Genomic DNA, 23,513 nt, shown 5'->3' with positions numbered 1-23,513 from the left:
GTGATCAGGGCGTTAGGTTGTCCCTCTGGGGACGGGTTAGAACAACGATCGACCTGGGAGCAACTTTATAATTCATCTGTTCCAATGGCACGCCAATTTCTGAGAAGTCCTTAGGACTCGGCAAGCTCGTGTCCACGACTCTGATCCACTCCTGTGGCGAACCCTCCTGAATTTGAAACTCCAGGTCTTCCCAGTAGCCATTGATCATCGCGTAGATGTCATCATCTCCTTGAGAGCCGCCATGCAGGCAGAATGCCACGCTGCGCGAGTCGGGGGATAGGTCGACTGTATGCCCCGTTCCGTACCAAGAGACGTCCTCCCGCCAGAACCTGCTACGACCCAGACTAGGATGACTCTTTCTGAATGCGATCATGCCTTTAAAGAAACGGAATATGTCCTGATTCGTCTGCAACTGACTCCAGTCAAGCCATCCCGTTTCGTTGTCCTGGTTGTAGGGATTGTTGTTACCGAACTGGGTATTCATGAATTCGTCCCCTGCGCGAAACATTGGGATCCCATTCGACAGAAGCAGCAAACAGCAGAAGTTCTTAACTTGCTTTCGACGGAGCGCGAGCACTTCGGACGGCACGGCTTCATCCCCTTCATGACCACAGTTCCAACTGTAGTTTTCATCCATTCCATCCTGATTGTTGTGACCATTCTTCGAGTTGTGTTTGCGGTCATAAGAGACAAGGTCGTACAGGGTGAAGCCGTCGTGTGAAGCTATATAGTTCACACTCTGGTAGGCGTGGTAGGCGTCCCCGCGACTGTCTGGAAAGAAATCATCGCTGCCATAGATGCGTCGCATCAGGTCAGGAACCATTGCAGCGTCGCCTTTGACAAACCGGCGAATGTCGTCGCGAAAACGTCCGTTCCACTGGAGCCAGGTCAGGCCTGGGAATCCGCGCCCGAGTTGATAAGCGCCTGTGTCCCAGGGTTCCGCGATTAAACGTAACCGCCCCAACTCCGGATCAGCGGCAATTTCACTGAAGAGAGGAGCTTCTCCCCAGTTGAGAGAGCCATCCGCGTTGCGGCTGAAGACCGACGCCAGGTCAAAGCGAAATCCGTCGATATGCATTTCGTCCTTCCAGCAGCGCAGGCTGTCCATCACCATCTTGCGCACGTGACTCTGGCCGAAATTCAAGGTATTGCCGGTCCCCGAGTAATTTGCGTAAGGATTAATCGGGTCGGAAGAACGCATATAGTAGCCTGGGCCGTCTAAACCCTTGTAACTGTAAATTGGCCCTCTGTGGTCGCCCTCGACGGTGTGGTTGTAAACGACGTCGAGGACTACTCCGATCCCGGCCTGATGCAAAGCCTTCACCATGTTTCGGAATTCAAGATGCTGCTCATCTTCGTCACAGCTACTCGCATACTGCGCGTGTGGTGCGAAGAAGTTCAAAGGCATGTAGCCCCAGTAGTCGGCCTCCTGCGGGTCACGCTGAAAAACCGGCATCAGCTCGACGATCGTGATCCCGAGTTCTTTCAGATATGGAATTTTTCCCACCAGGCCTGCATAAGTTCCCGCCCGGCGTGGATCTATACCCGAGTTGGATTGCCTGGTGAATCCCTTCACGTGAAGCTCGTAAATGATCGCATCGAATTCGTGATGCTGTAAGCGGTCTCCCTCCCAGTCAAATGTCGCGCGGTGAGCCGCCAGGACGCCCAAGGGTGCCTTCCCTGCGTTTGATCCCTCACGAGCAGCCAGCTCCCGATCGAAGCCGGGTGGAAAGAAAATACATTTGGCATACGGGTCGAGGAGAACCTTTTCCGGATCGAAGCTGAAAAGTTGAGGCCCTGTTGGCCCTGATACTGAATATGCATAATAGCGAGCCGCGGCAATTTCGCTAATAGGCAACCGGCAGTGCCATATCCGCCCTGACTTGTTACGCAGAAAATCGAAGCGGAAGGCGATGAAAGGGTTCACCAGATCCGTAGCTGAATAAAGGAGGAGCGTGACGCTCTCGGCATGTTCGGAGTGAACAGCAAAGTTGAAAGCCTGCTCCCTTTCGATCCATGTGACACCAAGCGGCAGCGGGCTACCCTCAGTCTGCGCCCATGTTGGGCGTTTGGCGGCTGTGGCCAACGTGGGCTGCGCCGCATCGAATGGAGTGTCTAATTCGACCGGCACCATGTGAGTGGAATTTTTCAATCTGCCCTCTGTACCCCGTTAATTTCGATGACCATCTTGGGATATAACCTTTCACTTCATCGATTCGTTGTCTATCAGCTCTCAATCTTGGGGCCCACTGGACCATGCACTATCTCCGTTCCCATCCATGAATCTGCTGAAAAAGGACGGCCAAGCTCAGGAGTACTTGGTACGGCAAGCTCCTGGACGGTCATGGGTCCAGCAAGATATCCACTGCCGCCTGCTCTGACGGCAGCGGAGAAGGCGCCGGCCATGCGTACCGGATCAATTGCACGCGAAACCGAAGAATTCACCAGTACGGCGTCGAAACCCCATTCCATCACCTGACATGCATGCGATGGAAGACCAATGCCCGCGTCGACGATCAGCGGAATGTTCGGCGCACGCTGGCGCAGTTCACGGAGCGCGGAAGGATTACGCGATCCCTGGCCAGTGCCGATTGGGGCAGCCCAGGGCATCAGCACCTCACAGCCAGCATTCATAATCGCCTGCACAGCGCGGAGCAGATTCCAGAAAGACCGGCCCGCATCGTTTGCGCCCGGAAGCTTACGCCTCAAGGATACCGTCAACAAGCAGGGATCGCCGACGCGAATGGCATCCGCTAGTTGCCGAGGAGATTCGTAGCGCGCAGTCCCTAGTAGTAGGCGGCTTGCAAAACGGTGTCCGTACAAAACAAGTTGGTCTTCATTTTCGGATTTCGTCATTTCAGCCTCCCACTGTAGGGTGAACGATAACAATCTGGTCACTTGGATTGAGGCGACACTCCTCATAGGTTATGCGCGGAACAAATTCTGCGTTGCGGGCCACCGCGAATGGAGTTGACGGCGAGAGCAGCAGCAACAGCGCAGCAGGTGTTGGGGGTTCCGGCAGAGGCTGCGGGTGACCGTTCACGATGACAGACATGCGCGTTTCTCCTCCTGCGCATCAGCACAGGTTGCGCGAGCCGGAGTGCACTCTGCGCAGACAAGACCATCGCCCGGTAGACTCCATCTCCCCATGCCCGGACAAAACAGCCAACGCCTCCTCGACAATGGTGGGCGTCAGGAGGAAACCATGACGGTAAAGGCCCTTGATGCGGAGTAGGCGCCGTTCGCGATCATATTGAAATGCGGGCTGGTTATCGGGCAACGCGGGCCTCACCTGCGTGGCGAATTCAAGAATGCGCGCCTCGGCCAGAGCTGGCAACATCGAAAACGCAGAGGAAAGCAGCTCAAGCGAACCACGCACCGAAACTGGAGAGCGATCGTCACTTTCGATGCTGGTTGCGCCCACAACTAGCTTTCCTTCCGCACGTGGTACCACGTACACCGAATAGCGCGGGTGTAGCAGGCGCAGCATATGACGCAAGTCGATCTCAGGCGCAGCAAGCCGCGCAATCTCGCCGCGAACCCCGCGCAACTGCGGCCAATCGCGGCGTGCACCCATACCCCGGCAGTCCACAACGACTCCCGCATCGGGCAACGGGTCATCCGGAATGAAGGTCTGCCAGTGGCACGGCACACTTGCCTCTTCGAGTGCGACGGCGACCGCCTCCAGCAGAGCGCGGTTGTCCACCTGCGCCTCGCCGGGAAGGTGAAAAGCCTCTGGACATCTTGCGCCAAGCGCTGGTTCCAACTCATCCAGTCGTGCGGCATCGACATGTACTAGCCGTGCCTGAGCGTCGCGCTCTGTAAGTATCCTCTTGTAACGTCGCGCTTCGCCAACGTCCTCGCGGTGCCAAAGCAGGAGCGTTCCCGTGTCGCGATAGAAAACTGGATGCGGCAACTGGTCGAGCCATTGCGGCCATAGGGTAAGACTATGCCGCCCCATAGCTACGATCTCCGCATCAGCATCGACGGCTTCTGCTGCCGGAGTAATCATCCCCGCGGCCGCCCAGGCGGCGGAGCCCTCTCCTAAGCTGCTGGCAGCATCATAAAGCGCAGCTGTAAGCCCGGCACGTGATGCCCGCCAAGCCAGACAACGGCCCAGTAAGCCGCCGCCCACGACTGCAATATCAGGCCATGTGACAGGTAGACCTGACCGCCTCGTTCGGCAAACTCGCGCGCCTTTTTCTGCCATGCCATCGTGCACACCTGAGCCGTACTTCTCACGAATCTCCTCCGTGATCTTCATCGAGCAGAACTTCGGGCCGCACATGGAGCAGAAAATGCGCAGTCTTGGCACCTTCCTGAGGCAATGTTTCGTCGTGATACTCGCGTGCGCGATCCGGATCGAGACTGAGATTGAACTGATCTTCCCAGCGAAACTCGAAGCGCGCCTTCGAGAGCGCGTTATCGCGGAGCTGCGCCCCAGGCCATCCTTTGGCAAGGTCCGCGGCATGCGCGGCAATCTTGTAACTGATGATGCCCTCGCGCACATCGTCCTTGTCGGGCAGACCAAGATGCACTTCGGGGTCACGTAGCAAAGCATTGCCGTGCCATACCAGCCGATCTGCGCCGCGCCGATGGCGCTGGTGATGCGGTCATAGCCGGGAGCCACATCCGTGACGAGCGGCCCCAACGTATAGAATGGAGCCTCGAAGCAATGCTCCAGCTCTTTGTCCATGTTCTCGCGGATGCGCTGCATAGGCACATGTCCGGGACCTTCAATCATCACCTGCACGTCGTGCTCCCACGCACGCTTCGTCAGCTCTCCCAACGTGTGCAGCTCAGCAAATTGCGCCTCATCGTTGGCATCGTAGATCGAGCCGGGACGCAGGCCATCGCCAAGGCGAAAAGAGACATCGTAGGCCTTCATAATCTCGCAGATTTCGTCGAAGTGGGTGTAGAGGAAGCTCTCCTGATGATGCGCAAGACACCACTTGGCCATGATGGAACCGCCACGCGAGACAATGCCAGTCAGACGCTTCGCCGTCATGGGAATCCACGGCAGCCGTACACCGGCATGGATCGTGAAATAATCAACGCCCTGCTCGGCCTGCTCGATGAGCGTGTCGCGCATGATTTCCCATGTAAGTTCCTCGGCGCGTCCGCCCACCTTCTCAAGCGCCTGATAGATGGGAACAGTGCCAATCGGCACGGGTGCATTACGGAGAATCCACTCCCGTGTTTCATGAATGTGTTTGCCAGTAGAGAGATCCATGATTGTGTCCGCACCCCAGTGAATGGCCCAGACCATCTTGTCCACCTCCTCGGCGAGCGAGGAAGTAACCGCCGAGTTTCCGATGTTGCCATTAATCTTGACCTTAAAGTTTCGACCGATAATCATCGGCTCCAGTTCGGGATGGTTTATGTTGGCCGGAATAATGGCGCGCCCCGCTGCCACTTCCGCGCGCACAAACTCAGGCGTGATCTGCTCAGCAAGCCTCGCGCCGAGAGGTTGTCCGCGATGTTGGCGCAGGAGCAAAGCATAGGCTGGATCCTGCAATAAACGATCCAACTGCATCGACTCGCGCAAGGCAACGAACTCCCTCTCCGGCGTGATGATGCCCTTGCGTGCATAGTGCATCTGGCTGATGTGCTGACCGCCGCGCGCGACGGACCATGGGTCTGGAGGGGAACCGCAAATCGATGGTTAGCAGATCCTGTCGGCGCTGACGGCCATACCCTGAACTGGGGCCTGTGAGCGACTCGGTGTCTTTGCGTTCTTCGATCCAGGCAGTGCGTAGGTCGGGAAGCCCCGCGCGAGATCGACATTGGTTCAGGATCGGTATAAAGGCCGGAGGTGTCGTAAACCGGAAGAGGGGGTTCTTCCACGCGATCACCATGGCGCGTCGGCGAAAGAGAAACCTCACGATAGGGTACGCGCATATCAGGGCGACTGCCGGAGATATACCGCTTGTGCGAGGCGGGAAAGGGTGACGGAGTATGCCTCGTGACGAACGGTGTGGCGATTTTGAGCATTTGATCCTCTCGTTTAATGACAAGTTGTAGAGCTGCGCCCTGTTTGCAGCCGGAGTTTCCAGAGATGGCCGTGTTTAATGATGGCAGGCAGCCATCACGCGTCGAAGATGGCCTGCGTCCGCATCGAATGAGTCGCAATCATCACTTAATCCACCTTGGTTTTGCTGTCGGATTTTTCGAGGTGCCCGCCGAATTCGTATCGCATCGCGGACAAGAGCTTATTGGAGAACTCAGCCTCGCCGCGCGAGCTGAATCGCTCGAAGAGTGCGCTGGTCAGAACCGGAACCGGAACCGCTTCATCGATAGCAGCTTTGATCGTCCACCGCCCTTCGCCGGAATCTGAGACGCGACCGGCGAATTTCGAGAGATTTGGGTCCTCCAGCAGAGCAGTGGCAGTCAGATCCAGCAACCATGAGGAGATGACGCTTCCGCGGCGCCAGAGTTCTGTGATATCGCGCAGGTCCAGATCGTATTGGTAAAGATCAGGGTCACGCAGCGGCGTGGTCTCAGCATCGACTGCGCCGTCTGCTTGTTTGCCAATATTTGCGGCCCGCAGGATGGCCAGTCCCTCTGCATATGCCGCCATGATTCCGTATTCAATTCCGTTGTGGATCATCTTGACAAAGTGGCCGGCACCACTCGAGCCGCAGTGCAGATAACCCTGCTCGGCGCTGCCTTCGCTGTTTTCCCGTCCTGGTGTGCGCGGAACGTTGCCCATACCAGGGGCGAGCGTGGCGAGTACCGGATCAATGTGATTGACCGCCATCGGCTCGCCGCCAATCATCATGCAATAGCCCCGCTCAAGACCCACACACCGCCGCTGGTGCCGACATCGACATAGTGGATACCCCTTTGAGCAAGTTCTCGGGCGCGTCGAATGTCGTCTACGTAGTAAGAGTTGCCTCCGTCGATGAGGATGTCGCCCGGCTCAAGATGAGGCAGAAGGTCAGCGATAGTCTTATCAACAACCGCAGCCAGAACCATTAACCACACGGCTCGAGGCTTCGCAAGTTTTTGCGCCAGATCTGCAATCGAGGAAGCACCTACTGCGTTGTGAATGACTAGGTCGTTCACGGTTTTCGGTGACCTCGCGTAGACCACACAGCGGTGACCCCTATTCATAAGACGTCGCACCATGTTGGCGCCCATCCTTCCAAGTCCGATCATTCCAAGTTCCATATTTGTCTCCTGAATGCAATAACCGCTACGTGAGAGAAGAAAAGCTTCCTTCCTGCTTGCAACAAAACCCCTGTTCGGTTGCACCTTTAAATATCACGAGCCTCATGATTGGTTCACATGCGCTCATCCTCGAGATCGGCCTGCGAAGAACGCAGTTCTCCATTTCCACTTGCGATAGCCGTACGCAGCCGGTTCATAGAAGCCGCCACTCCTGCGCTGTCGCCAAAGATCGATGATCCGGCCACAAAGACATCGGCACCCGCTGCTCGAGCCAATGGCGCCGTGGTCTCATCAACGCCGCCGTCCACCTCAATCTGACAGCGATGATTCAAGTGCTCGATCATCTGACGGAGTCGTCCGATTTTTGGCAGAGTGCTGTGCAGGAAATGCTGGTGGCCGAAGCCGGGATTGACGGTCATGACTACAACCAGATCCAATTCCACCAGGATCTCTTCGAGCACAAGGGCAGGAGTTGCCGGATTGATTACGACTCCCGCGCCCTTTCCCAGTTCCTTGACCCTCCGAACAGTGCGATGCAGGTTGTTGTTGGCCTCCCAGTGGACGAGAAACGAATCGGAGCCAGCCTCGACAAATTCTTCAAGGAAAAGGTCCGGGGCCGTGATCATCAGGTGTGTCTCCAGTAGAAGCTTAGTGACACGCCTGAGCGACTTCACGATTGGAGCTCCCATCGAGATGTTTGGAACGAAATGGCCATCCATCACGTCGACGTGAATTCTGTTGGCCCCAGCCTTCTCCGCCTCGGCAACTTGTTCACCGAGACGGGCAAAATCAGCCGCCAGGATTGACGGAGCTAGCTTCACCAGGTCTCTTTCCATGTGTTCGTCCCTTCAGTTGCCTTACGCCGGAACCGATTGATTGCGGGTCTCAAATATTTCCACAAACTCCTTGCAGCGGTGGGCAATCTCCTCTACTGCGGCCTTCCGCGTGATCCGATTCGTGCGCCAGTTGACAAGAGGATCCCAGAAGCTAGTCCGGCCTACCGCGAAGCCGATGAAGCCCGGAACCGTAGCGGCGACCGTCAGCCATTCGCGCACCTTCGCGTCGTCCTCACCACGGCCAAGGATGATGCAGCCTACCCCCGCACGCCCCCTCGGCGGGCGGACGCCACAATCTTCTCGCAGTCATCGCGCCGGTCAAGCCCCTCGATCTTCCACACATCAGGTTCGACTTGCGCATCCTGGAGTTCCTCGATGGTTTGCGCCATTAGTCCGGGACGCAATTCCAAATCGTAGGCCCTCCTGTCTCCATTGAGCTGATCGAGTTGTCCCTTTTCGGCCGGGACGAGCAGCTCAAACATGAACTGGCTGTGACTTCTGCCGCTGTGCAGATAGTCAGACAGACGTTTGAGACGATTAGAACCCTTCCTTTTTATCTACTAACGGTGTAGTTGGCTGCTCAGGCTAACGGAGCATTGTTTCCCGTGGTCTTTGAGTGGGCACGGCATCTGGGCGAAGCCTAGCCGCAAGCTGCCGCTCCAGTTAACCCCGGCGGAGTGACGATAACGTGAAGTGGTATTCGCTCCATCAGTTTGTCGAAGCGTCCCTTGCGCTTAAAGTGCTCCATGAAAACGGGCTTGTTGATGACTGGCAGGGTGTGCACAGCCACACCGCCCGCCAAATATACGCCGCCAGTCGCCAGGAACTTGACTGCGAGATTGCCGGCTTCGCTACCCAGAATAGAAACAAAGCAGTCGATGGCTGTCGCACACAATTTGCTCGGATTCTCAGGATGAAGCGCCTGACTGATAATCACGACGGAAGGATCCGCCGCAGCGTCAATCAACTTTGCTACATCCGGCTTTTCGGGCAGATGTTCGACGTCGCGAAGATATCTGTAAATATGCGGTATGCCGATGCCCGAACAGACGTGCTCGAAGCTCACATGGTCGAATAACTTGATCATGTACTCAAGTAAGTGGAGCTGTCTCTCGTTGGTAGGCGCAAAGTCTGAATGACCTCCCTCGGAACTGTGGGCGGTGTAACGGGATCTGTCCCAGGTAAGGAAGGACTCACCCAGGCCGGTACCTGGCGCAATTACCGCAATGCTTCCTCCGGCAACAGGTTCGCCGCGATTGACAGTGCATACGTCACTTGGCCTCAGGATAGGAACTGCACGGGCAATCGCCTCCAGATCGTTGATGAGGTGGACCGAGTTGACATTAAGGTTCAGTTCCTTCGCGAGCGAGTCCTCGTCAATCATCCAGGGCAGGTTCGTTGTCTTCACCCGGCCATCGATCACCGGCCCGGCCACCGCAAAGCACGCCCGATCGACTGGCTTCTTTGCTTTGGCTAGGAACTCCTTGGCCATGACCCCCAAGCTGGGATAATCAGCGCTGTGCACCCTCTTTTGCGCCAATGGTGCATGCGCGCCAGCTTCGCTCGAGAAGATGGCCAGATCCGTTTTCGTGCCGCCAATATCGCCCGCAATCAGCATTAATTCCTCCGGTTTCGCCCTTTTAGATGTTTCCGTACCGCTCGCTATTGGGCTTTGAGCCTTGAAGCGCGTAGTACAAGATGTACAGATAGCAGATCACCGGCAGAACGAATGCGTGGTGAAGCCCAACACTGTCGGCAATTGCACCCTGGATCACCGGCAGGACCGCGCCGCCTACGATAGCCATATTCAGGAGTCCGGATCCAGTTCCGCTCAAAGAGCCGAGTTCTGCTTCTCCCAGACTGAAGATGGTCGGGAACATAATCGAGTTGAAGAACCCGACGGCGAGAATGGTCCACATGGCGACGTGGCCGCTCAAGAGCATGGAGGCCATGACGAGCGCTCCGGCTGCAATCGCGCACAGGGCAAGCAGATATCCGGGCTTAAGACGCTGCAGAAGCGGCGCGCCAAGAAAGCGTCCAATCATAGAGCCGCCCCAGTAGAAGGAGACATATCCGGCCGCGGTCTTGGCGGAGAAGCCGGCGATCTCGGACAAGCCGAAATAGTTCACCAGAAAGCTTCCGATGGAAACCTCCGCGCCCACATAAGCAAAAATTCCTAGCGCGCCGAGGAGGAGATTGCGGTGCTGCCAAATCGAATCGTTCGCCTTCTGTTCGGAAACGGTATTCGCGGCTTCGATCTTTGGCAACTTGGAAACGCCGATCAACACTGCCAATAACAGCAACGCTACACCGATCACGGTATATGGCATCTTGATCGAGGAGGCTTGCTGTACGCGATACAGGTGCAGAGCTTCCGGCGTGAGTTGCTGCAACTGGGCAAGCGCCAATGGTGCTGCGCTCAAAATCAGCAGTCCCCCGATTTTCGGGGCGAGGGTGGTGCCCAGCGAATTGAAGGCTTGGGTTAGATCCAGCCGACTGGAGGCCGTTTCGGGTCTACCGAGCAGATCCACGTAGGGATTGGCCGACACCTGGAGCCCGGTAATGCCTGCGGCGAGAACAAGGAGCGCGGTCAAAAACAGAGGGTAGGAAACAGCGGATGCGGCGGGTAGAAAGAGGAACGCTCCAACAGCCATCGTCAGCAGGCCAACCACCATGGTGGTTTTGTAGCCGATGGTATTCACGACCTTTGACCAAGGTACCGAGAATAAGAAGTATGCCGAAAAGAAGGCAAACTGGACCAACATGACCCGGGCGTAACTGAGGTCAAAGATCGACTTCAAGTGCGGGATCAGAATGTCATTGAGGCAGGTAAGAAACCCCCACATGAAAAACAGGGTAGTGACGATCGCCAGAGGGCGCGAGTAATTTTGCGCGGCTGTCGCAGATTGAATAGGCTCCGACAGGCCAGCACGCGCATTGATTTCACGACTTGCCATTGTTCTTCTCCTCGGAGGTCTTTGCCGGGACACGGCTCCCGCAAGCTTCCAATTACCACCACATCTCAGTCTGTACTCCGTAGGTCAACCCATTCGTTCTGTTCGTATATGGCGCACCGCCTACCTGACCGCGGAATCCGTCCGACCAGTTCGCGTAGGTAAGGAATGCGCGCAGGACTGGCCTGCTGAAAAACTTGCGGCCCACCCCGATTTGTGGCGCTACAGTAACCTTGCGCAGCCAACCGTTGTACTGACCGGGCGCGTTTGTGTGATCGAAACCTCCCTCCACTGCAAGCGAGAGATGCTTGGTGAAAAACACTTCCGGCCTCGCGCCAAATGACTCCCACTGGTTCCAGCGATGTTGCGGGTTGCCATCTTTGGTCTGCTGGTAAACAAATATTGGCAAGATGGCGAACCGGTCATTCGGTTGATAGAGAGCCTGTTCCGTGATGAGCAGTTGCGCTGAGCGATTGATGTAGGGTGCTGGGCCAATGATCGACGTACTGAAATTACTGGCCGCGCCGCTTCCGTACTGGACGGAAAACGAGTGATAGCCACCATGCCACTCCAGGAGTTCATGTTTCAGCCCGAAGGCGTATCCGTCTGTCGTCGGTATGATCGTTGAGGATGTACCGCCCGTACCGCCCTTTGACCATGCGTAATCGAACCACCCAGACCAGAGACCTTCAAGTAACCCCCAGAGGTGAGGTCCCTTGACGCTATAGAGACGCACATCGATGTTGCTCTTCGCGAGGGTGCCGTTTTGGGTAACAATGTCGGGCCGCGCCCCGGACAGGAACGCCACGGCCAGCTTGCCGACGCGAACATCGACATCCTCAACGCCCCCACCGTAGCCGCTCATATCCAGCGGATAGAAGTCATCGATTTCGACGTGCTGGCGGCGGTAGTATCTTTCGCCGGCCCAGAACTTGGCGTTCGGCTGGCTCTCCAGGACGTTACCAGCCTGAACAAAGGCTTCACGCAGACGGAACTGATCGTTACCGACGCCATTGGGGAAGTTCGCATAGCTCGCGGAGTTCGTGGTGTTCGCCTCAACCATGACCTCCGTCTTCGCCCATGCCTTATCGGAAGTTTCATCTGGATTGATCCAATTGTTGACAAAGATGAATTCCCCGTAGGTCTCTGCTTCATTCCCGAGGCGATATTTCGCGCCAGCTCCGGGCGCCTGAAAGGCAACTTGTTCCCCACCCTCGCTGTTCAGACCGTAGCCGGAGCGAAAGTATCCATGGTATTCAAAGGCGTTAACGTGTTCCTGCAGCTTCGAGATCTTGACATCAGCTTCTTTAAGAAAGTCATAGGTCGGTTCCTGCGGTAGCTGGCCCTGGAACTTCCCTCCGACCTGATCCGAGTTTCCCATCACTGCCTTCACCACTTGCTGGGCGGCGAGATTCGTTGCCGAGATCGTCCCTTCTTTTGGTGTCTCTTTGGCCTGTTTCTCCCTGTCGGCTTTCTCTTTGTCAATTTGCTGTTCCAGAGCATTTATGCGCTGCTCAAGCTCGTGAGTAGTCGTCTCGTACTGCTGTTTAAGCTGCTTTAGCTGTTCTTGTAGCTGGTCGGATTGTTGACCGGCTGCGGGCAAAACGCCCAAGGACACCGTCGCAATGCCACACAAGAACCACCGAACCGGGCGGCTCCGCGGGTGCTTGGTTCCAACTTCATCGTTCACTCCTGCCATCGGCTCTTTGTCCGCCGGTCGATGCATCGCACTTCTATTTAGCACTCAAATGACCACTTCAGAATCCGCGGAAAAGGGGAATTGGAGTGAGCGCAAGATGAGTAGAATCAGTGCTCAGGACGAATCATGGGCGCGCGGCCGCTAATCCGGGTGTCGGGGTGAGGAGGCAAGAGTTCGTCAGATGACGAGGATCGAACACAACCGGAATTTCAGCAGGTTAGCAGAACTGGGCGCGGTAACCCCGGGCGTCGCTTGAAGCCAGCCGCAGCGATATGCGTGATCCCAGGACTTCGCGAGGGCGTTTGCATCGCCTACGGATTACGAATAATGACGGGAGAGGGATGCCTTGACCGGCTCAGATTTTGCGTTGGCGACGTCTTACAGAGAGTTGCGCCAGCGAACGAGCCAGGGCGGCATGAACGAAAGGAACTTCCTCGGTGGAGATCTTTTCGCGCAGACGAGCGTCAGCTTGTTGCCGGGCCTCTTCCGCCTTTGCATCGTCGATACTGTCGGCAGGAACAGCCATATCGGTCACGATGTTCACACTGTTGCCAGTGATCTCGACAAGGCCCTCCCCAACCGCCAGCAAATTCTCGCGCCCATCTTTGCGCACAATCATTTCGCCCGGCACAAGCTGCGTCATGAGCCGGATGTGATGAGGGAGGATGCCCATTGGCCTTCCGCACCCGGTAGTCTCACCATGTCTACGTCATTCGAGTAGACCACAGCATCGGGCGTTGCGATTTCGAGTTTTATCGTGTTCGCCATGGCAACGTCACCCCTTAATCTCCTCGATGGCGCCCTTCATGTAGAAGTTTCCTTCTGGAACGTCGTCGTGTTTTGCCGTCGATAATTTCCTTGAAGGCACGGACGGTGTCAGCCACAGGAACCTGTCTGCCCTCCCGGCCGGTGAAAGCCTGCGCGACGCTGAAGGGCTGGCTGAGAAAACGTTGCACCTTGCGGGCGCGGGCAACCGTGAGCTTGTCGCTCGGCGAAAGCTCGTCCATGCCGAGAATGGCGATGATGTCCTGGAGGTCCTTATAGCGCTGGAGGACCTTCTGAACGCTGCGCGCGATGTCGTAGTGCTCCTGTCCGACAATTTCGGGCGTCAAGGCGCGGGAAGTCGAAGCAAGGGGATCCACGGCTGGATAGATGCCCAGTTCGGCAATCGAACGTTCGAGCACGATGGTCGCATCCAGGTGCGCAAAGGTTGTGGCCGGCGCCGGGTCGGTCAGGTCGTCGGCGGGAACATATACGGCCTGAAACGATGTGATGGAGCCGCGCTTGGTCGACGTGATTCGCTCCTGGAGAGCTCCCATTTCGGCTGCGAGCATCGGCTGATATCCTACGGCGCTCGCGGCGCGGCCCAGCAACGCCGAAACTTCGGCGCGCCCGCCTGGGAGAAGCGGAAGATGTTATCGATGAAGAGCAGCACATCCTGACTCTTTTCATCGCGGAAGTATTCGGCGATGGCCAGGCCGGAGAGAGCGACGCGAAGGCGCGCCCCGGCGGTTCGTTCATCTGTCCGTAGATCAATGCGATCTTCGATTCGTCCAGCTTGTCGGGTTTGATGACGCCTGCGTCGCACATCTGGTTGTAGAGGTCGTTTCCTTCGCGCGTGCGTTCGCCGACACCTGCAAATACAGACACGCCGCCATGGAGTTTGGCAACGTTGTTGATTCAAAGAGACATGGAAATGAGCAACGACGTCAGTCCACCGAATCGTGCCTACGCCGGGGATCAGGCCCAACCAGTTCGCGGTGAGAATGAAGATGAAAACGCTCGCGAAAAACCAGAACGTCCGCTTGACGAGATGCGAACCGATGATGCCTTCGAGAAATGTGTACAGCCCTTCCACCAGCCATTCCCAAAAATTCTGGATACCACTGGGCATCAGGTTCATGTGTCGGGTAGCGACCTGAGCAAAAAGGATGAGGCCCACGGCAACTATCCAGCAGGCGACCATGGAATTGGTGATTGGGAAGCCAAACGGCTTGGCGATCTCTACGGCTTTTGGCGACGGACTCTGTCCCTCCAAATGAGGCGTGGAAGGAGCCGGTGCAGTCTGTCCGGCGTTCACGGCCAGGGCTTGATGAGGGGCTAAGCAGATAAACATAGCGGCAAAGAGCAGCGCTATCAGCTTCGTTCTGAATCCAGGGCAAATCGAGACGCGCTCGAGGAAAGTGGAGCGGTGGATTGAATTGACACCGAGAACGCTTCGGGTGCGCGAAACAGCTTGAGTGGTATCGTCAGCATCCGAGCCTCGCCCTCCTCGAACAGTCCTTTTACATGTCTCGCGCAAGGACTGTTGCCCTTCCTAAATGCATTCTGGATTCCATTCCGAGCAGGTACGCCGGTAGTCGAGGCAAGTATCGCTGGAGCGAGACTTTAGGGAGACTTCGCTCGTCGAAGGTTCGCGATGCAGGACTGTCGTGCCAATCGGCGAACGACGAGAATTTGTCAGATGGCAGGTAGACGAACAATTGCAACCGCGAGCACGAAGACGCTGGTTAGAGCGCATCACAGCGGAAGCACCATCATATTGATTGAGGAAGGATTTCGTGCTGAAGGCGGTCGATGGCCACTTATGCGGATCGATTCGAAGCCGGCGATCGATGTGACGTTTCTGTCAGTTCATGCAACCACTGAAATGCCGGGAGCGACAGCATGTCCTCGGTGCAGCGCCAGCGCCAGTTCCCGTCGACACGACCAGGCACGTTCATACGAGTTTCACTGCCCAAATTGAGCAGGTCTTGCAATGGAGCCATCGCCAATGCTGCCGACGACGACCACGCCAGGTCTATCAGTGCCGGCGCTGCTTCTTGACTCTCGCCCGGAGCACGCTTAAGGTAACTCCACAGATTTTGCCGCTGATAGCCGGGTAGTTCTTCGTACCACTCGCGAGTCGTGGCATTGTCGTGCGTGCCGGTGAAAACGACGGTGTTGTGGACGAAATTATTCGGTAGATATGGGTTATCAGGATGGCCATCGAAGGCGAACTGCAGGATTCGAGTCCCGGGCACGCGGAATTGATCGCGCATTGCTTGCACATCCGGCGTAATCACACCGAGATCTTCGGCAATGAACGGGAGATGACCTAACTCAGTTTGCACGGCTTGGAACAAGGCGGCGCCCGGGCCCGGTACCCACTGCCCTGACTGGGCCGTGGGTGCCCCGGCTGGAATATGCCAGGCGGCCGCGAAGCCTCGGAAGTGATCCAAGCGGATTACATCCACGTGCCCTAGCAGCGCACCTACTCTATCGATGCACCAGCGATAGTCAGTCGAACGAAGAGCGTCCCAGTTGTAGACGGAATTCCCCCATAATTGTCCTTCCGAGCTAAAGTAGTCGGGAGGAACTCCGGCAACGAACTTCGGACGACGTTGTTCATCCAATAGGAAGAACTCCGGGTGTGCCCAAGCATCGCTGGAATCCGGGGAGACGAAGAAAGGCAGGTCACCAATCAATCCCACGCCTTTGGCGTGAGCGTATTCCTTCAGCTGATCAGCCTGCCGGGCGAGCAGGAATTGTGCAAAGCGGACCTGATCGACTTGACTTGCTAACTCTCGATTGGTCCCCGCGAGAGCATCCGGTTTGCGCTGAACCAACTCCGCCGGCCACTCAAGATAATAGACACCGCGATACTTGGCTTTCAAAGCTCGGAATAGCGCATAGTCTTCCAGCCAGTTCGTATGTTGAGCACAAAACTGTTCATAGGCAATGCACAAGTCCTTACGTTTCTCGGCTCTAAAATTCGTCCACGCCTTTTCAAGCAGCTGGTTCTTGAACGGTGTGATGCGGGAGTAATCGACAACGTCCGACGGAAAGTGAGCCTCGCAATCGCTCGCCTGCAGCAGTCGCTCTGAGATGAGGCCCTGCGGGCTGATCAAAAGGGCATTTCCAGCAAAGGAGGAGAGGGATTGATAGGGCGAGTTTCCGTAACCGGTTGGGCCGACCGGCAACGCCTGCCACCATCTTTGGCCGGCATCATGCAGACGGTCGATCCATGAAAACGCCGATGGTCCCAGATCACCGATCCCGTAAGGGAGGGTAGAGATGTAACGTGCAGCAGCAGGCCGGAAGCACGGTATCCGGATGGAAAGGGAGGGCCCGGGACTCCTCCACCAGAAATACTCATTGCTTCACGCCTGTCGAAACCAGAGCATTGTTGACTATCCCCTGAGCTTCGCTGACGATTGCGCTCAGGTGGGTCTCACTCTTAAAGCTCTCTGCGTAAATTTTATAAATGTTCTCTGTGCCTGACGGCCGAGCCGCAAACCAGCCGCTGCCAGTAACAACCTTCAATCCGCCGATGGGAGCACCATTGCCCGGAGCTGAGGTCAGCTTCGCTGTAATTGGCTCGCCCGCGAGGTCCGACTCCTTTACTGCGTCGGGCGAGAGCTTTTGCAGTTTCGCTTTCTGCTCCGGAGTAGCGACCGCGTCGATGCGCGTATAGAACGGTGAACCGAACTCTTCAGTCAGCTCGCGGTAGTGCTCCCCGGGTCCCTACCTGTTCGCGCGGTAATCTCAGCCGCCAGCAGGTCCATGATCGGCCCATCTTTATCGGTGGTCCATACCGTACCGTCAAGGCGAAGAAAGCTCGCTCCGGCGCTCTCTTCTCCACCGAAGCAATACGAGCCGTCAAATAGGCCAGGTACAAACCATTTGAAGCCCACCGGAACTTCGCGCAACTCGCGGCCAAGCTTATGAACGACCCGATCGATCATGCTGCTGCTCACCAGGGTTTTCCCCACTGCGACTTCCTGCCGCCACTTGGGACGATGTGTGAGCAGGTATCGAATGGCTACGGCGAGATAATGGTTGGGGTTCATCAACCCCGCAACTGGAGTGACAATCCCGTGCCTATCTGAATCCGGATCGTTTGCGAAAGCCACCTGGTATTGATCTTTTAACCCGACGAGACTGGCCATCGCATACGGGCTCGAGCAATCCATGCGAATTTTTCCGTCATGATCCACGGTCATGAACGAAAACGTCGGGTCAATTGTCGGGTTGACGATTGCGATGTCCAGTCCGTAGATGACGTTGATCGGCTCCCAATATGGCCGCGCGGCTCGCCCAGCGGATCCACGCCAAGTCTCAGCCCGGCGCTGCGAATCGCATCTATGTCAACGACGTTCCTGAGATCGTGAACGTAGGGCAGGATCAAGTCTTCATGATGGGTATATGCAGCACGAAGGGCCTTAGTGAGCGGAATTCGTTTGACGCCCGCATTGCCCGCCCGCAGCAGATCATTCGCCCGGCGTTCAACCCACCTCGTCACCTCGGTATCGGCCGGACCACCGTTGGTGGGGTTGTACTTGAAGCCTCCGTCCTCCGGCGGGTTGTGCGATGGCGTGATTACGATGCCGTCAGCGAGATGCTCCTTGCGCCCGCGATTATAGACGAGTATGGCTCGCGAGATGACGGGAGTCGGTGTTACACCCTCGCCCTGCTGGATGACCGTTTCCACGTTGTTTGCCGCGAGCACAGTGAGCGCCGTATGCTGTGCGGGCCCGGACAGCGCGTGAGTGTCTTTCCCCATATAGAGCGGGCCGTCTGTTCCCTGCCCTCGCCGGTAGTCACAGATTGCCTGGGTTATCGCCAGGATGTGCGCTTCGGTGAAGGTACCGTGGAGGGTGAGCCACGGTGACCGCTCGTACCGAAGATAACCATCTGGTTGGGATCGGCTAGGTCGGGACGGCGCTCAAAGTACTCCCTCTCCAGCCGCTCTACATCTATCAGCATTTCCTTCGGAGCGGGTTTGCCTGCGAGCGGCGAAACCATCTCGCCGGCTCCGCCCGCTTTCGACTGGGCTACTAGGCTATTGGACATGGTTCCACCTTCCATATCTCGGATGCATATTCGGCAATGGTGCGATCGCTCGAAAACTTCCCGGAGCTCGCTACATTCAGGATCGCTTTGCGCGCCCACGCATCCCGATCAGCATACAACGCACCGAGCTCTTCGTGCGCTCGACAGTAAGAGGTCAAGTCCGCCAAGTGCATGTAATGATCGCCCTGGGTCAAAAGCACATCGCGCAATGGAGCAAAGACGCCCGGTTCATTGGGGCTGAAGTGGTCTGAGAAGATTAGATCCAGAGCCGCTCGGGTCTCCGGCTCATTTTCATAGTGCCAGTAGGGGCTATACCAACTTCGACTGTTCTCGACCTGTTCTACCGTGAGCCCGAACAAGAAGAGATTCTCCTCTCCCGCCTCTTCTGCCATTTCGATAGTCGCACCATCGCGCGTTCCGACGGTCAAGGCTCCGTTCATCATGAACTTCATATTGCTTGTTCCACTGGCCTCATAGCCGGCAGTTGAGATCTGGTTGGAGACGTCGCTCGCTGGAATCAACCGTTCTGCCAATGAAACGTTGTATTCGGGGACGAAGACAACTTTGAGCCGTCCGCGCACCGCGGCGTCACTATCGATCGTCTCCGCCAGGTTGTTGATGAATTTTATGATCAGCTTGGCCAAACGGTAAGCCGGCGCCGCTTTGCCGGCGAAGAAAAATGTGCGCGGCGTCATTTCCAGGCCGGGGTTTGACCGCAGGCGGTTGTAGACGACGATGATCCGCAGCGCGTTTAGCAACTGCCTCTTATATTCGTGGATGCGCTTGACATGGCAGTCGAAGACCGTGTCAGGGTCTACTATCTGCCCCGTCGTCGATTTGAGCCAATCGGCAAACTGCACTTTCGCCTCACGCTTTGACGCAAGGAACACTTCACGAAAGCTGCGATCCTCGGCGAATCGACCAAGCTCCTTGAGCTGGCTTAAATCGGTAATCCACCGTTGGCCTATCGCCTGCGTGATTTCACGAGACAGCGCCGGATTGGCCTGGAGCAACCAGCGTCGCGGTGTTACGCCATTCGTCTTGTTGCTGAAACGCTCGGGAAATATTTCGGCGAGATCCTTGACCGTCGAGGTCCGCAACAGTTTCGAGTGGACAGCGGCGACGCCATTCGTGCTGTGCGAGCCGACGATCGCGAGGTTCGCCATCCGGATCTTCCGTTGACTACCCTCTTCGACAAGGCTCACACGCTCGATCCGCCGATCGTCGCCCGGGAAGCGAAGGCGAACCTCGTCGAGCAGGCGCCGGTTAATCTCATAGATAATCTCCAGGTGACGGGGAAGGAGTATCTCAAACCATGCCGCGGGCCATTTCTCAAGAGCTTCCGGCAGCAACGTGTGATTTGTATAGGCGAGCGTCTTCTTTGCCAATTCCCATGCCTGGTCCCATCCTAAGTGCGCATCATCCAGCAGGATTCGTAGTAGTTCAGCGACCGCCATAGAGGGATGGGTATCATTGAGTTGAATCGCGACCTTCTCGGGCAGCTCGTTCCAATCCGTGTTGTGCCGCTGAAAGCGACGCACGAGATCGGCCAGTGAACACGCCACCAGGAAATACTCTTGCACGAAACGTAATCCTTGCCCTACAGTCGTGGAGTCGTCAGGATAGAGCACCCGCGTGAGCGATTCCGCTTCCAAAGTCTCGCCTAACGCACCAACGAAGTCACCTGTCCCGAACTCCTTAAAGTCAAAGAAATCCGGCGCGGCCGCAGCCCAGAGCCGGAGCGTGTTGATCGTCTTTCCTCCATAGCCCACCACAGGACGATCAAAGGGTATCCCGATCAGGCTCGACGGACGGCCACGGACGACCTGAAAACTACCCCCGCGCAACTGAAAGGAGCAGTTCAGCTTCACTTCCACCTTTTCATGAGGTCGAGCAATCTCCCAGGGATCGGTGTCGCGGAGCCAATTGTCCGCGTTCTCCTGTTGCCAGCCATTCACGATGGATTGCTTGAACATGCCGTATTCGTAGCGCAGTCCATAGCCTGTCGCGGGGAGTTGCATGGTAGCCATCGAGTCCAGGAAACAGGCCGCGAGGCGGCCAAGGCCTCCGTTGCCGAGGCCCGCATCCGGTTCCTGGTCGATCAATTCAAGCCAATCGATGCGCTTGGCATCAACCGCATGCTGCACGACGGGATCAAGTAGGAGGTTGCTGACATTGTTCGCCAACGAACGCCCGATGAGAAATTCCAGCGAGAGATAGTAAATGCGCTTGGCATTCTGCCGTTCATACGTTGCCTTCGTCAACACCCACCGCTGTGCAAGGATGTCGCGGACGGAGTGGGAGAACGCCTCGAAACGCTCACGCGCACTCGCGACTTTCGGATCAATCGCTCTGTCAAACACTATATGACGTTCGTAAAAAGCATTCTCGGTCCCCACAAACGGAATTGGACCGCAGCCGTATTGTTGGAGAAGCGCAGAAATACTTGCTGAGTTCTTGTTCAGCAGGTCAGGTGTTGCGGACTTCAATACCGTGGTGCGCTGGTTGCTCATTGCAGATCCTTGTGGTGTGTGTTTTATAACGTCACGTGTGTATGCAACACACAGAGCTAATGATTGTCATTCCAAAGCCGGATCACAGGCTCGGAAAGATTGTGCTCGTAACCGAGCACACTCAGACTCGCCGTGCTAAGCACTAAATACCTGCCCGAGCTCGGCGGGAGCGCCATCCACCGGCTGGCAACGCGAAGGAAGTGGCCGCTGGAAAACAGGAGCACGTTTCCCCCGACCGTTCGGACGCGCTCGATCACACGGTCCGCCCGCTCGCCGACCTGGGCTGGTGATTCGCCACCCGGACAACCGTCACGAAACAACTGCCAATCCGGGCGGTCTTTGAGGATTTCGGCCGACCGCAGCCCCTCATATTGGCCGTAGTCCCACTCCAAGAGCTCAGGAAACACATCCGCGACAGCTCCAAATCCGGCCAGCTCGCAGGTTCGGGTTGCGCGCTGGAGTGGGCTGGTAAAGACCTTCGTAAATCTCGTGCCCTTCAGACGCTCCCCGAGGCGCTGGGTGTTGCGCTCACCGTCTTCCGTCAGCGGCAAATCGGTACGGCCAGTGTGCTGGCCCGACTGAGTCCATGCTGTATCGCCGTGCCGCGCCAGATACACCATCGGAAGTGCTTCGCTCATGAAGTTTCTCTCCTTGAAATGCCCGATCTGATTGTTAATTTCATCTACAGCATCACCCTGTTCTGCCAACTTTTGCCGACGCCTGCGCAAGCTTCCAACATTCCGCTGCTATGGCCCAATCCTCCTCGGCTCGAATCACGAGAACGCGGACCCGGGAATCCGCTGCGGCGATATCACGGTCAAGAGATGTCTGTTGATTCGCCTCGCTATCCAGCTTCAGACCAAGAAATTCGAATCTGCTGCAAACCGTAGCCCGCACTTCGGGGGAGTTCTCTCCCACGCCCGCCGTGAACACCAGGACCTCAAGCCCTCCCAATACGGCGGCCATGCCGCCCACCGCAGCCCGCAGACGATGCACGAATATCTCGTATGCCAGCTTCGCTCTCTCGTGACCCTCCTTCATTGCAGAGAGAATGTCGCGCATGTCGCTCGAAACTCCCGATATTCCTAGCAGTCCCGATTTTTGATTTAGCAACCCATCAATCTGTTCACAGTTGAGTTTGTCTTGGCGCATGAGGAAGATCAGAATCCCCGGATCGACGGATCCTGAACGCGTCCCCATCATCAATCCGTCCAGCGGGGTGAACCCCATGGTGGTATCGATGCTTTGCCCGTCTTGAATCGCTGTGACCGAGCATCCGTTGCCTAAGTGGCAACTCACCACTTTGAGCGGCTTTGGCTCTTTTCCGAGCAACTGGGCGGCACGGCCGGCACAATACTCGTGGTTGATACCGTGGAATCCGTAGCGGCGTATGCCGCTCTTGAACCAGTCGTAAGGACCCGGATAAGTCTGGGCATACAGCGGCATCTGGCGATAAAAGCCAGTGTCGAAGACAGCGATCTGCGGGACCGGGCCGAGAAGACTCTCGACAATCACCATGCCTTCCAATTCCGCACGGATGTGAAGCGGCGCGAGCGTGGAAGCATCGGCAATTGCCGAGCGAACTTGGGGCGTAGCTACGACCGGGTCCTCGAAATGCGGGCCGCCGTGGACAACGCGGTGGCCTACAGCATCGATCTCGGAGAGAGAGGCCACGGCGCTCGCCGGGCCGACGTTCAGTGTGTTCAATAAGTGCCGGACGAACTCTTCGCGTGAACGAACCTTCAGGTTTTCCTTCTGAACGTCTCCCTGCGAGTTCTTCACCGAAATCGCGGCAGTATCGCTGCCCCACTCGATTCTTCCCTCCCATAGGGGAAGCGGCGGATGGGCCGGAAGCGTTTCACCAATTTCGTAGAGGCAGGCCTTCTGGCTGCTGGATCCCGAATTGAGGACAAGAATTTTCATGGGTTCTGAGATCCCGCTCCTGTTTTACGCTTCCTTTGCGTTGCCTGTCCGAACCAAGTGGAACTAAGTCTGGCGCGCTGTCGGCTGCAAAATCTTCGACCGGGTACTCCCGGCCGGCGCATTCAGCAGTCGCCTCAATTTCCGTCCCCACCGTTGGCACGTCTCCTCAGAGATTGGATCAAGCAACTATCTGCGAGTAAGCACACCAAAGGCCAATCGGACTTGCCAATCCAGGGAGAGCAATTTCCTTTCCCCAGAAGTACATAAGCGGATCTAACTGCGATGCGCCGTTATCCAGCCGCTCCAGGTGGCGGACGGTCATGGCAAGAGTTTGGCAGGTGACACATCCAAGAATTGGCACAGTGCTTTTTGTCGCACCAATCATAGAGCCGCATCGCATTGTTCCTACTGGGCTATCGAATTAATCCACGCGCTCGCCGCCGATCTTTCGAAGCGCCAGCGGAGCGTATCAATGAATGAGATGGTCGCTTTTCTCGCAAAACACGGATACTGGCTGCTCTTTATCTCAGCCGCTTCACTATCGCGGTCTTTTACCAAGAGCAAGCCTTCACCTGGGTTG

Annotated in this window: 21 protein-coding genes and 4 pseudogenes; all 25 read right to left on the bottom strand. The window is 56.7% G+C overall.

Annotated features, from left to right (window positions below):
- Positions 1 to 4: 4 nt before the first annotated feature.
- The gene (locus RBB80_RS12710; protein WP_433968534.1) at positions 5 to 2,152 is read right to left on the bottom strand and encodes a glycogen debranching protein; all 2,148 of its coding nucleotides are present in this window, start codon (positions 2,150 to 2,152) and stop codon (positions 5 to 7) included.
- Positions 2,153 to 2,226: 74 nt separating this feature from the next.
- The gene (locus RBB80_RS12705) at positions 2,227 to 2,856 is read right to left on the bottom strand and encodes a hypothetical protein (protein WP_433968532.1); all 630 of its coding nucleotides are present in this window, start codon (positions 2,854 to 2,856) and stop codon (positions 2,227 to 2,229) included.
- A 1-nt stretch (position 2,857) separates the two neighbouring features.
- Positions 2,858 to 3,055: a sulfur carrier protein ThiS gene (gene thiS / locus RBB80_RS12700; protein WP_433968530.1), complete on the bottom strand. Its 198-nt coding sequence runs from the start codon at positions 3,053 to 3,055 to the stop codon at positions 2,858 to 2,860.
- A gap of 21 nt (positions 3,056 to 3,076) precedes the next feature.
- Entirely contained in the window at positions 3,077 to 5,599 is a 2,523-nt protein-coding gene (thiC, locus tag RBB80_RS12695) for a phosphomethylpyrimidine synthase ThiC (RefSeq protein WP_433968529.1), read from the bottom strand.
- Positions 5,600 to 5,802: 203 nt separating this feature from the next.
- Positions 5,803 to 5,994: pseudogene (locus RBB80_RS12690) on the bottom strand (hypothetical protein); the annotation flags it as partial.
- Positions 5,995 to 6,139: 145 nt separating this feature from the next.
- Positions 6,140 to 6,781, bottom strand: coding sequence for a hypothetical protein (locus tag RBB80_RS12685; RefSeq protein WP_433968527.1), 642 nt, complete (start codon positions 6,779 to 6,781; stop codon positions 6,140 to 6,142).
- Positions 6,778 to 7,173: an NAD(P)-binding domain-containing protein gene (locus tag RBB80_RS12680; protein WP_433968525.1), complete on the bottom strand. Its 396-nt coding sequence runs from the start codon at positions 7,171 to 7,173 to the stop codon at positions 6,778 to 6,780. Before RBB80_RS12680 ends, RBB80_RS12685 begins: the two co-directional genes overlap by 4 nt.
- Positions 7,174 to 7,286: 113 nt before the next feature.
- The gene (gene rpe / locus RBB80_RS12675) at positions 7,287 to 7,994 is read right to left on the bottom strand and encodes a ribulose-phosphate 3-epimerase (RefSeq protein WP_433968523.1); all 708 of its coding nucleotides are present in this window, start codon (positions 7,992 to 7,994) and stop codon (positions 7,287 to 7,289) included.
- Between the two features lie 36 nt (positions 7,995 to 8,030).
- The gene (locus RBB80_RS12670) at positions 8,031 to 8,228 is read right to left on the bottom strand and encodes a 2-deoxy-5-keto-D-gluconate 6-phosphate aldolase domain-containing protein (protein ID WP_433968522.1); all 198 of its coding nucleotides are present in this window, start codon (positions 8,226 to 8,228) and stop codon (positions 8,031 to 8,033) included.
- Between the two features lie 38 nt (positions 8,229 to 8,266).
- On the bottom strand, positions 8,267 to 8,491 hold the full coding sequence (locus tag RBB80_RS12665) for a hypothetical protein (protein ID WP_433968520.1): 225 nt from the start codon (positions 8,489 to 8,491) through the stop codon (positions 8,267 to 8,269).
- A gap of 158 nt (positions 8,492 to 8,649) precedes the next feature.
- A complete protein-coding gene (glk, locus tag RBB80_RS12660; protein ID WP_433968518.1) occupies positions 8,650 to 9,627 on the bottom strand; it encodes a glucokinase in 978 nt (325 codons plus the stop codon).
- Positions 9,628 to 9,649: 22 nt separating this feature from the next.
- Positions 9,650 to 10,966 (bottom strand): sugar MFS transporter, encoded by a 1,317-nt coding sequence (locus RBB80_RS12655; protein ID WP_433968516.1) that lies wholly within the window; start codon positions 10,964 to 10,966, stop codon positions 9,650 to 9,652.
- Positions 10,967 to 11,018: 52 nt separating this feature from the next.
- Positions 11,019 to 12,689 carry a maltoporin gene (locus RBB80_RS12650; RefSeq protein ID WP_433968514.1) on the bottom strand — a complete coding sequence of 557 codons (1,671 nt, stop codon included), beginning with the start codon at positions 12,687 to 12,689 and terminating at the stop codon, positions 11,019 to 11,021.
- A 328-nt stretch (positions 12,690 to 13,017) separates the two neighbouring features.
- The gene (locus tag RBB80_RS12645) at positions 13,018 to 13,188 is read right to left on the bottom strand and encodes an ATP synthase delta/epsilon chain alpha-helix domain-containing protein (protein ID WP_433969650.1); all 171 of its coding nucleotides are present in this window, start codon (positions 13,186 to 13,188) and stop codon (positions 13,018 to 13,020) included.
- Positions 13,189 to 13,242: 54 nt separating this feature from the next.
- Positions 13,243 to 13,364 (bottom strand): annotated as a pseudogene (locus RBB80_RS12640) (hypothetical protein); the annotation flags it as partial.
- Positions 13,365 to 13,437: 73 nt separating this feature from the next.
- Positions 13,438 to 14,342: pseudogene (atpD, locus tag RBB80_RS12635) on the bottom strand (F0F1 ATP synthase subunit beta); the annotation flags it as partial.
- A gap of 109 nt (positions 14,343 to 14,451) precedes the next feature.
- A pseudogene (locus RBB80_RS12630) lies at positions 14,452 to 14,628 on the bottom strand (hypothetical protein); the annotation flags it as partial.
- A gap of 619 nt (positions 14,629 to 15,247) precedes the next feature.
- A complete protein-coding gene (malQ, locus tag RBB80_RS12625) occupies positions 15,248 to 16,699 on the bottom strand; it encodes a 4-alpha-glucanotransferase (RefSeq protein WP_433969648.1) in 1,452 nt (483 codons plus the stop codon).
- Positions 16,700 to 16,796: 97 nt separating this feature from the next.
- Positions 16,797 to 17,006 (bottom strand): hypothetical protein, encoded by a 210-nt coding sequence (locus tag RBB80_RS12620; protein WP_433969647.1) that lies wholly within the window; start codon positions 17,004 to 17,006, stop codon positions 16,797 to 16,799.
- Positions 17,007 to 17,140: 134 nt separating this feature from the next.
- The gene (locus RBB80_RS12615) at positions 17,141 to 17,617 is read right to left on the bottom strand and encodes a hypothetical protein (protein WP_433968513.1); all 477 of its coding nucleotides are present in this window, start codon (positions 17,615 to 17,617) and stop codon (positions 17,141 to 17,143) included.
- Positions 17,618 to 17,643: 26 nt separating this feature from the next.
- The gene (locus RBB80_RS12610) at positions 17,644 to 18,252 is read right to left on the bottom strand and encodes a hypothetical protein (RefSeq protein ID WP_433969646.1); all 609 of its coding nucleotides are present in this window, start codon (positions 18,250 to 18,252) and stop codon (positions 17,644 to 17,646) included.
- Positions 18,253 to 18,260: 8 nt separating this feature from the next.
- The gene (locus RBB80_RS12605; protein WP_433968511.1) at positions 18,261 to 18,497 is read right to left on the bottom strand and encodes a hypothetical protein; all 237 of its coding nucleotides are present in this window, start codon (positions 18,495 to 18,497) and stop codon (positions 18,261 to 18,263) included.
- Complete coding sequence (locus RBB80_RS12600; RefSeq protein ID WP_433968509.1) at positions 18,482 to 21,010, bottom strand: glycogen/starch/alpha-glucan phosphorylase; 2,529 nt, start codon at positions 21,008 to 21,010, stop codon at positions 18,482 to 18,484. The genes RBB80_RS12605 and RBB80_RS12600 overlap by 16 nt, the downstream gene beginning before the upstream one ends.
- 56 nt (positions 21,011 to 21,066) lie before the next feature.
- Entirely contained in the window at positions 21,067 to 21,648 is a 582-nt protein-coding gene (locus RBB80_RS12595; RefSeq protein ID WP_433968507.1) for a histidine phosphatase family protein, read from the bottom strand.
- A gap of 52 nt (positions 21,649 to 21,700) precedes the next feature.
- A complete protein-coding gene (locus RBB80_RS12590; protein WP_433968505.1) occupies positions 21,701 to 22,933 on the bottom strand; it encodes an acetate/propionate family kinase in 1,233 nt (410 codons plus the stop codon).
- Positions 22,934 to 23,513 lie beyond the last annotated feature (580 nt).

Origin of the sequence: Tunturiibacter gelidiferens (genome assembly GCF_051013345.1) — a bacterium.
Lineage (GTDB): Bacteria > Acidobacteriota > Terriglobia > Terriglobales > Acidobacteriaceae > Edaphobacter > Edaphobacter gelidiferens_A.
The sequence above is the reverse complement of the archived record's forward strand: the minus strand, read 5'-3'. Positions and strand labels throughout refer to the sequence as shown.

What these genes read in the sequence shown, in the direction of transcription:
- RBB80_RS12705 (WP_433968532.1), bottom strand. Translation starts at nt 2,856, where the DNA reads ATGACGAAATCCGAAAATGAAGACCAACTTGTTTTGTACGGACACCGT.
- thiS (WP_433968530.1), bottom strand. Translation starts at nt 3,055, where the DNA reads ATGTCTGTCATCGTGAACGGTCACCCGCAGCCTCTGCCGGAACCCCCA.
- thiC (WP_433968529.1), bottom strand. Translation starts at nt 5,599, where the DNA reads ATGCACTATGCACGCAAGGGCATCATCACGCCGGAGAGGGAGTTCGTT.
- RBB80_RS12685 (WP_433968527.1), bottom strand. Translation starts at nt 6,781, where the DNA reads ATGATGATTGGCGGCGAGCCGATGGCGGTCAATCACATTGATCCGGTA.
- RBB80_RS12680 (WP_433968525.1), bottom strand. Translation starts at nt 7,173, where the DNA reads ATGGAACTTGGAATGATCGGACTTGGAAGGATGGGCGCCAACATGGTG.
- RBB80_RS12665 (WP_433968520.1), bottom strand. Translation starts at nt 8,491, where the DNA reads ATGTTTGAGCTGCTCGTCCCGGCCGAAAAGGGACAACTCGATCAGCTC.
- glk (WP_433968518.1), bottom strand. Translation starts at nt 9,627, where the DNA reads ATGCTGATTGCGGGCGATATTGGCGGCACGAAAACGGATCTGGCCATC.
- RBB80_RS12655 (WP_433968516.1), bottom strand. Translation starts at nt 10,966, where the DNA reads ATGGCAAGTCGTGAAATCAATGCGCGTGCTGGCCTGTCGGAGCCTATT.
- RBB80_RS12650 (WP_433968514.1), bottom strand. Translation starts at nt 12,689, where the DNA reads ATGCATCGACCGGCGGACAAAGAGCCGATGGCAGGAGTGAACGATGAA.
- RBB80_RS12645 (WP_433969650.1), bottom strand. Translation starts at nt 13,188, where the DNA reads ATGGCTGTTCCTGCCGACAGTATCGACGATGCAAAGGCGGAAGAGGCC.
- RBB80_RS12615 (WP_433968513.1), bottom strand. Translation starts at nt 17,617, where the DNA reads ATGGATTGCTCGAGCCCGTATGCGATGGCCAGTCTCGTCGGGTTAAAA.
- RBB80_RS12605 (WP_433968511.1), bottom strand. Translation starts at nt 18,497, where the DNA reads ATGTCCAATAGCCTAGTAGCCCAGTCGAAAGCGGGCGGAGCCGGCGAG.
- RBB80_RS12600 (WP_433968509.1), bottom strand. Translation starts at nt 21,010, where the DNA reads ATGAGCAACCAGCGCACCACGGTATTGAAGTCCGCAACACCTGACCTG.
- RBB80_RS12595 (WP_433968507.1), bottom strand. Translation starts at nt 21,648, where the DNA reads ATGAGCGAAGCACTTCCGATGGTGTATCTGGCGCGGCACGGCGATACA.
- RBB80_RS12590 (WP_433968505.1), bottom strand. Translation starts at nt 22,933, where the DNA reads ATGAAAATTCTTGTCCTCAATTCGGGATCCAGCAGCCAGAAGGCCTGC.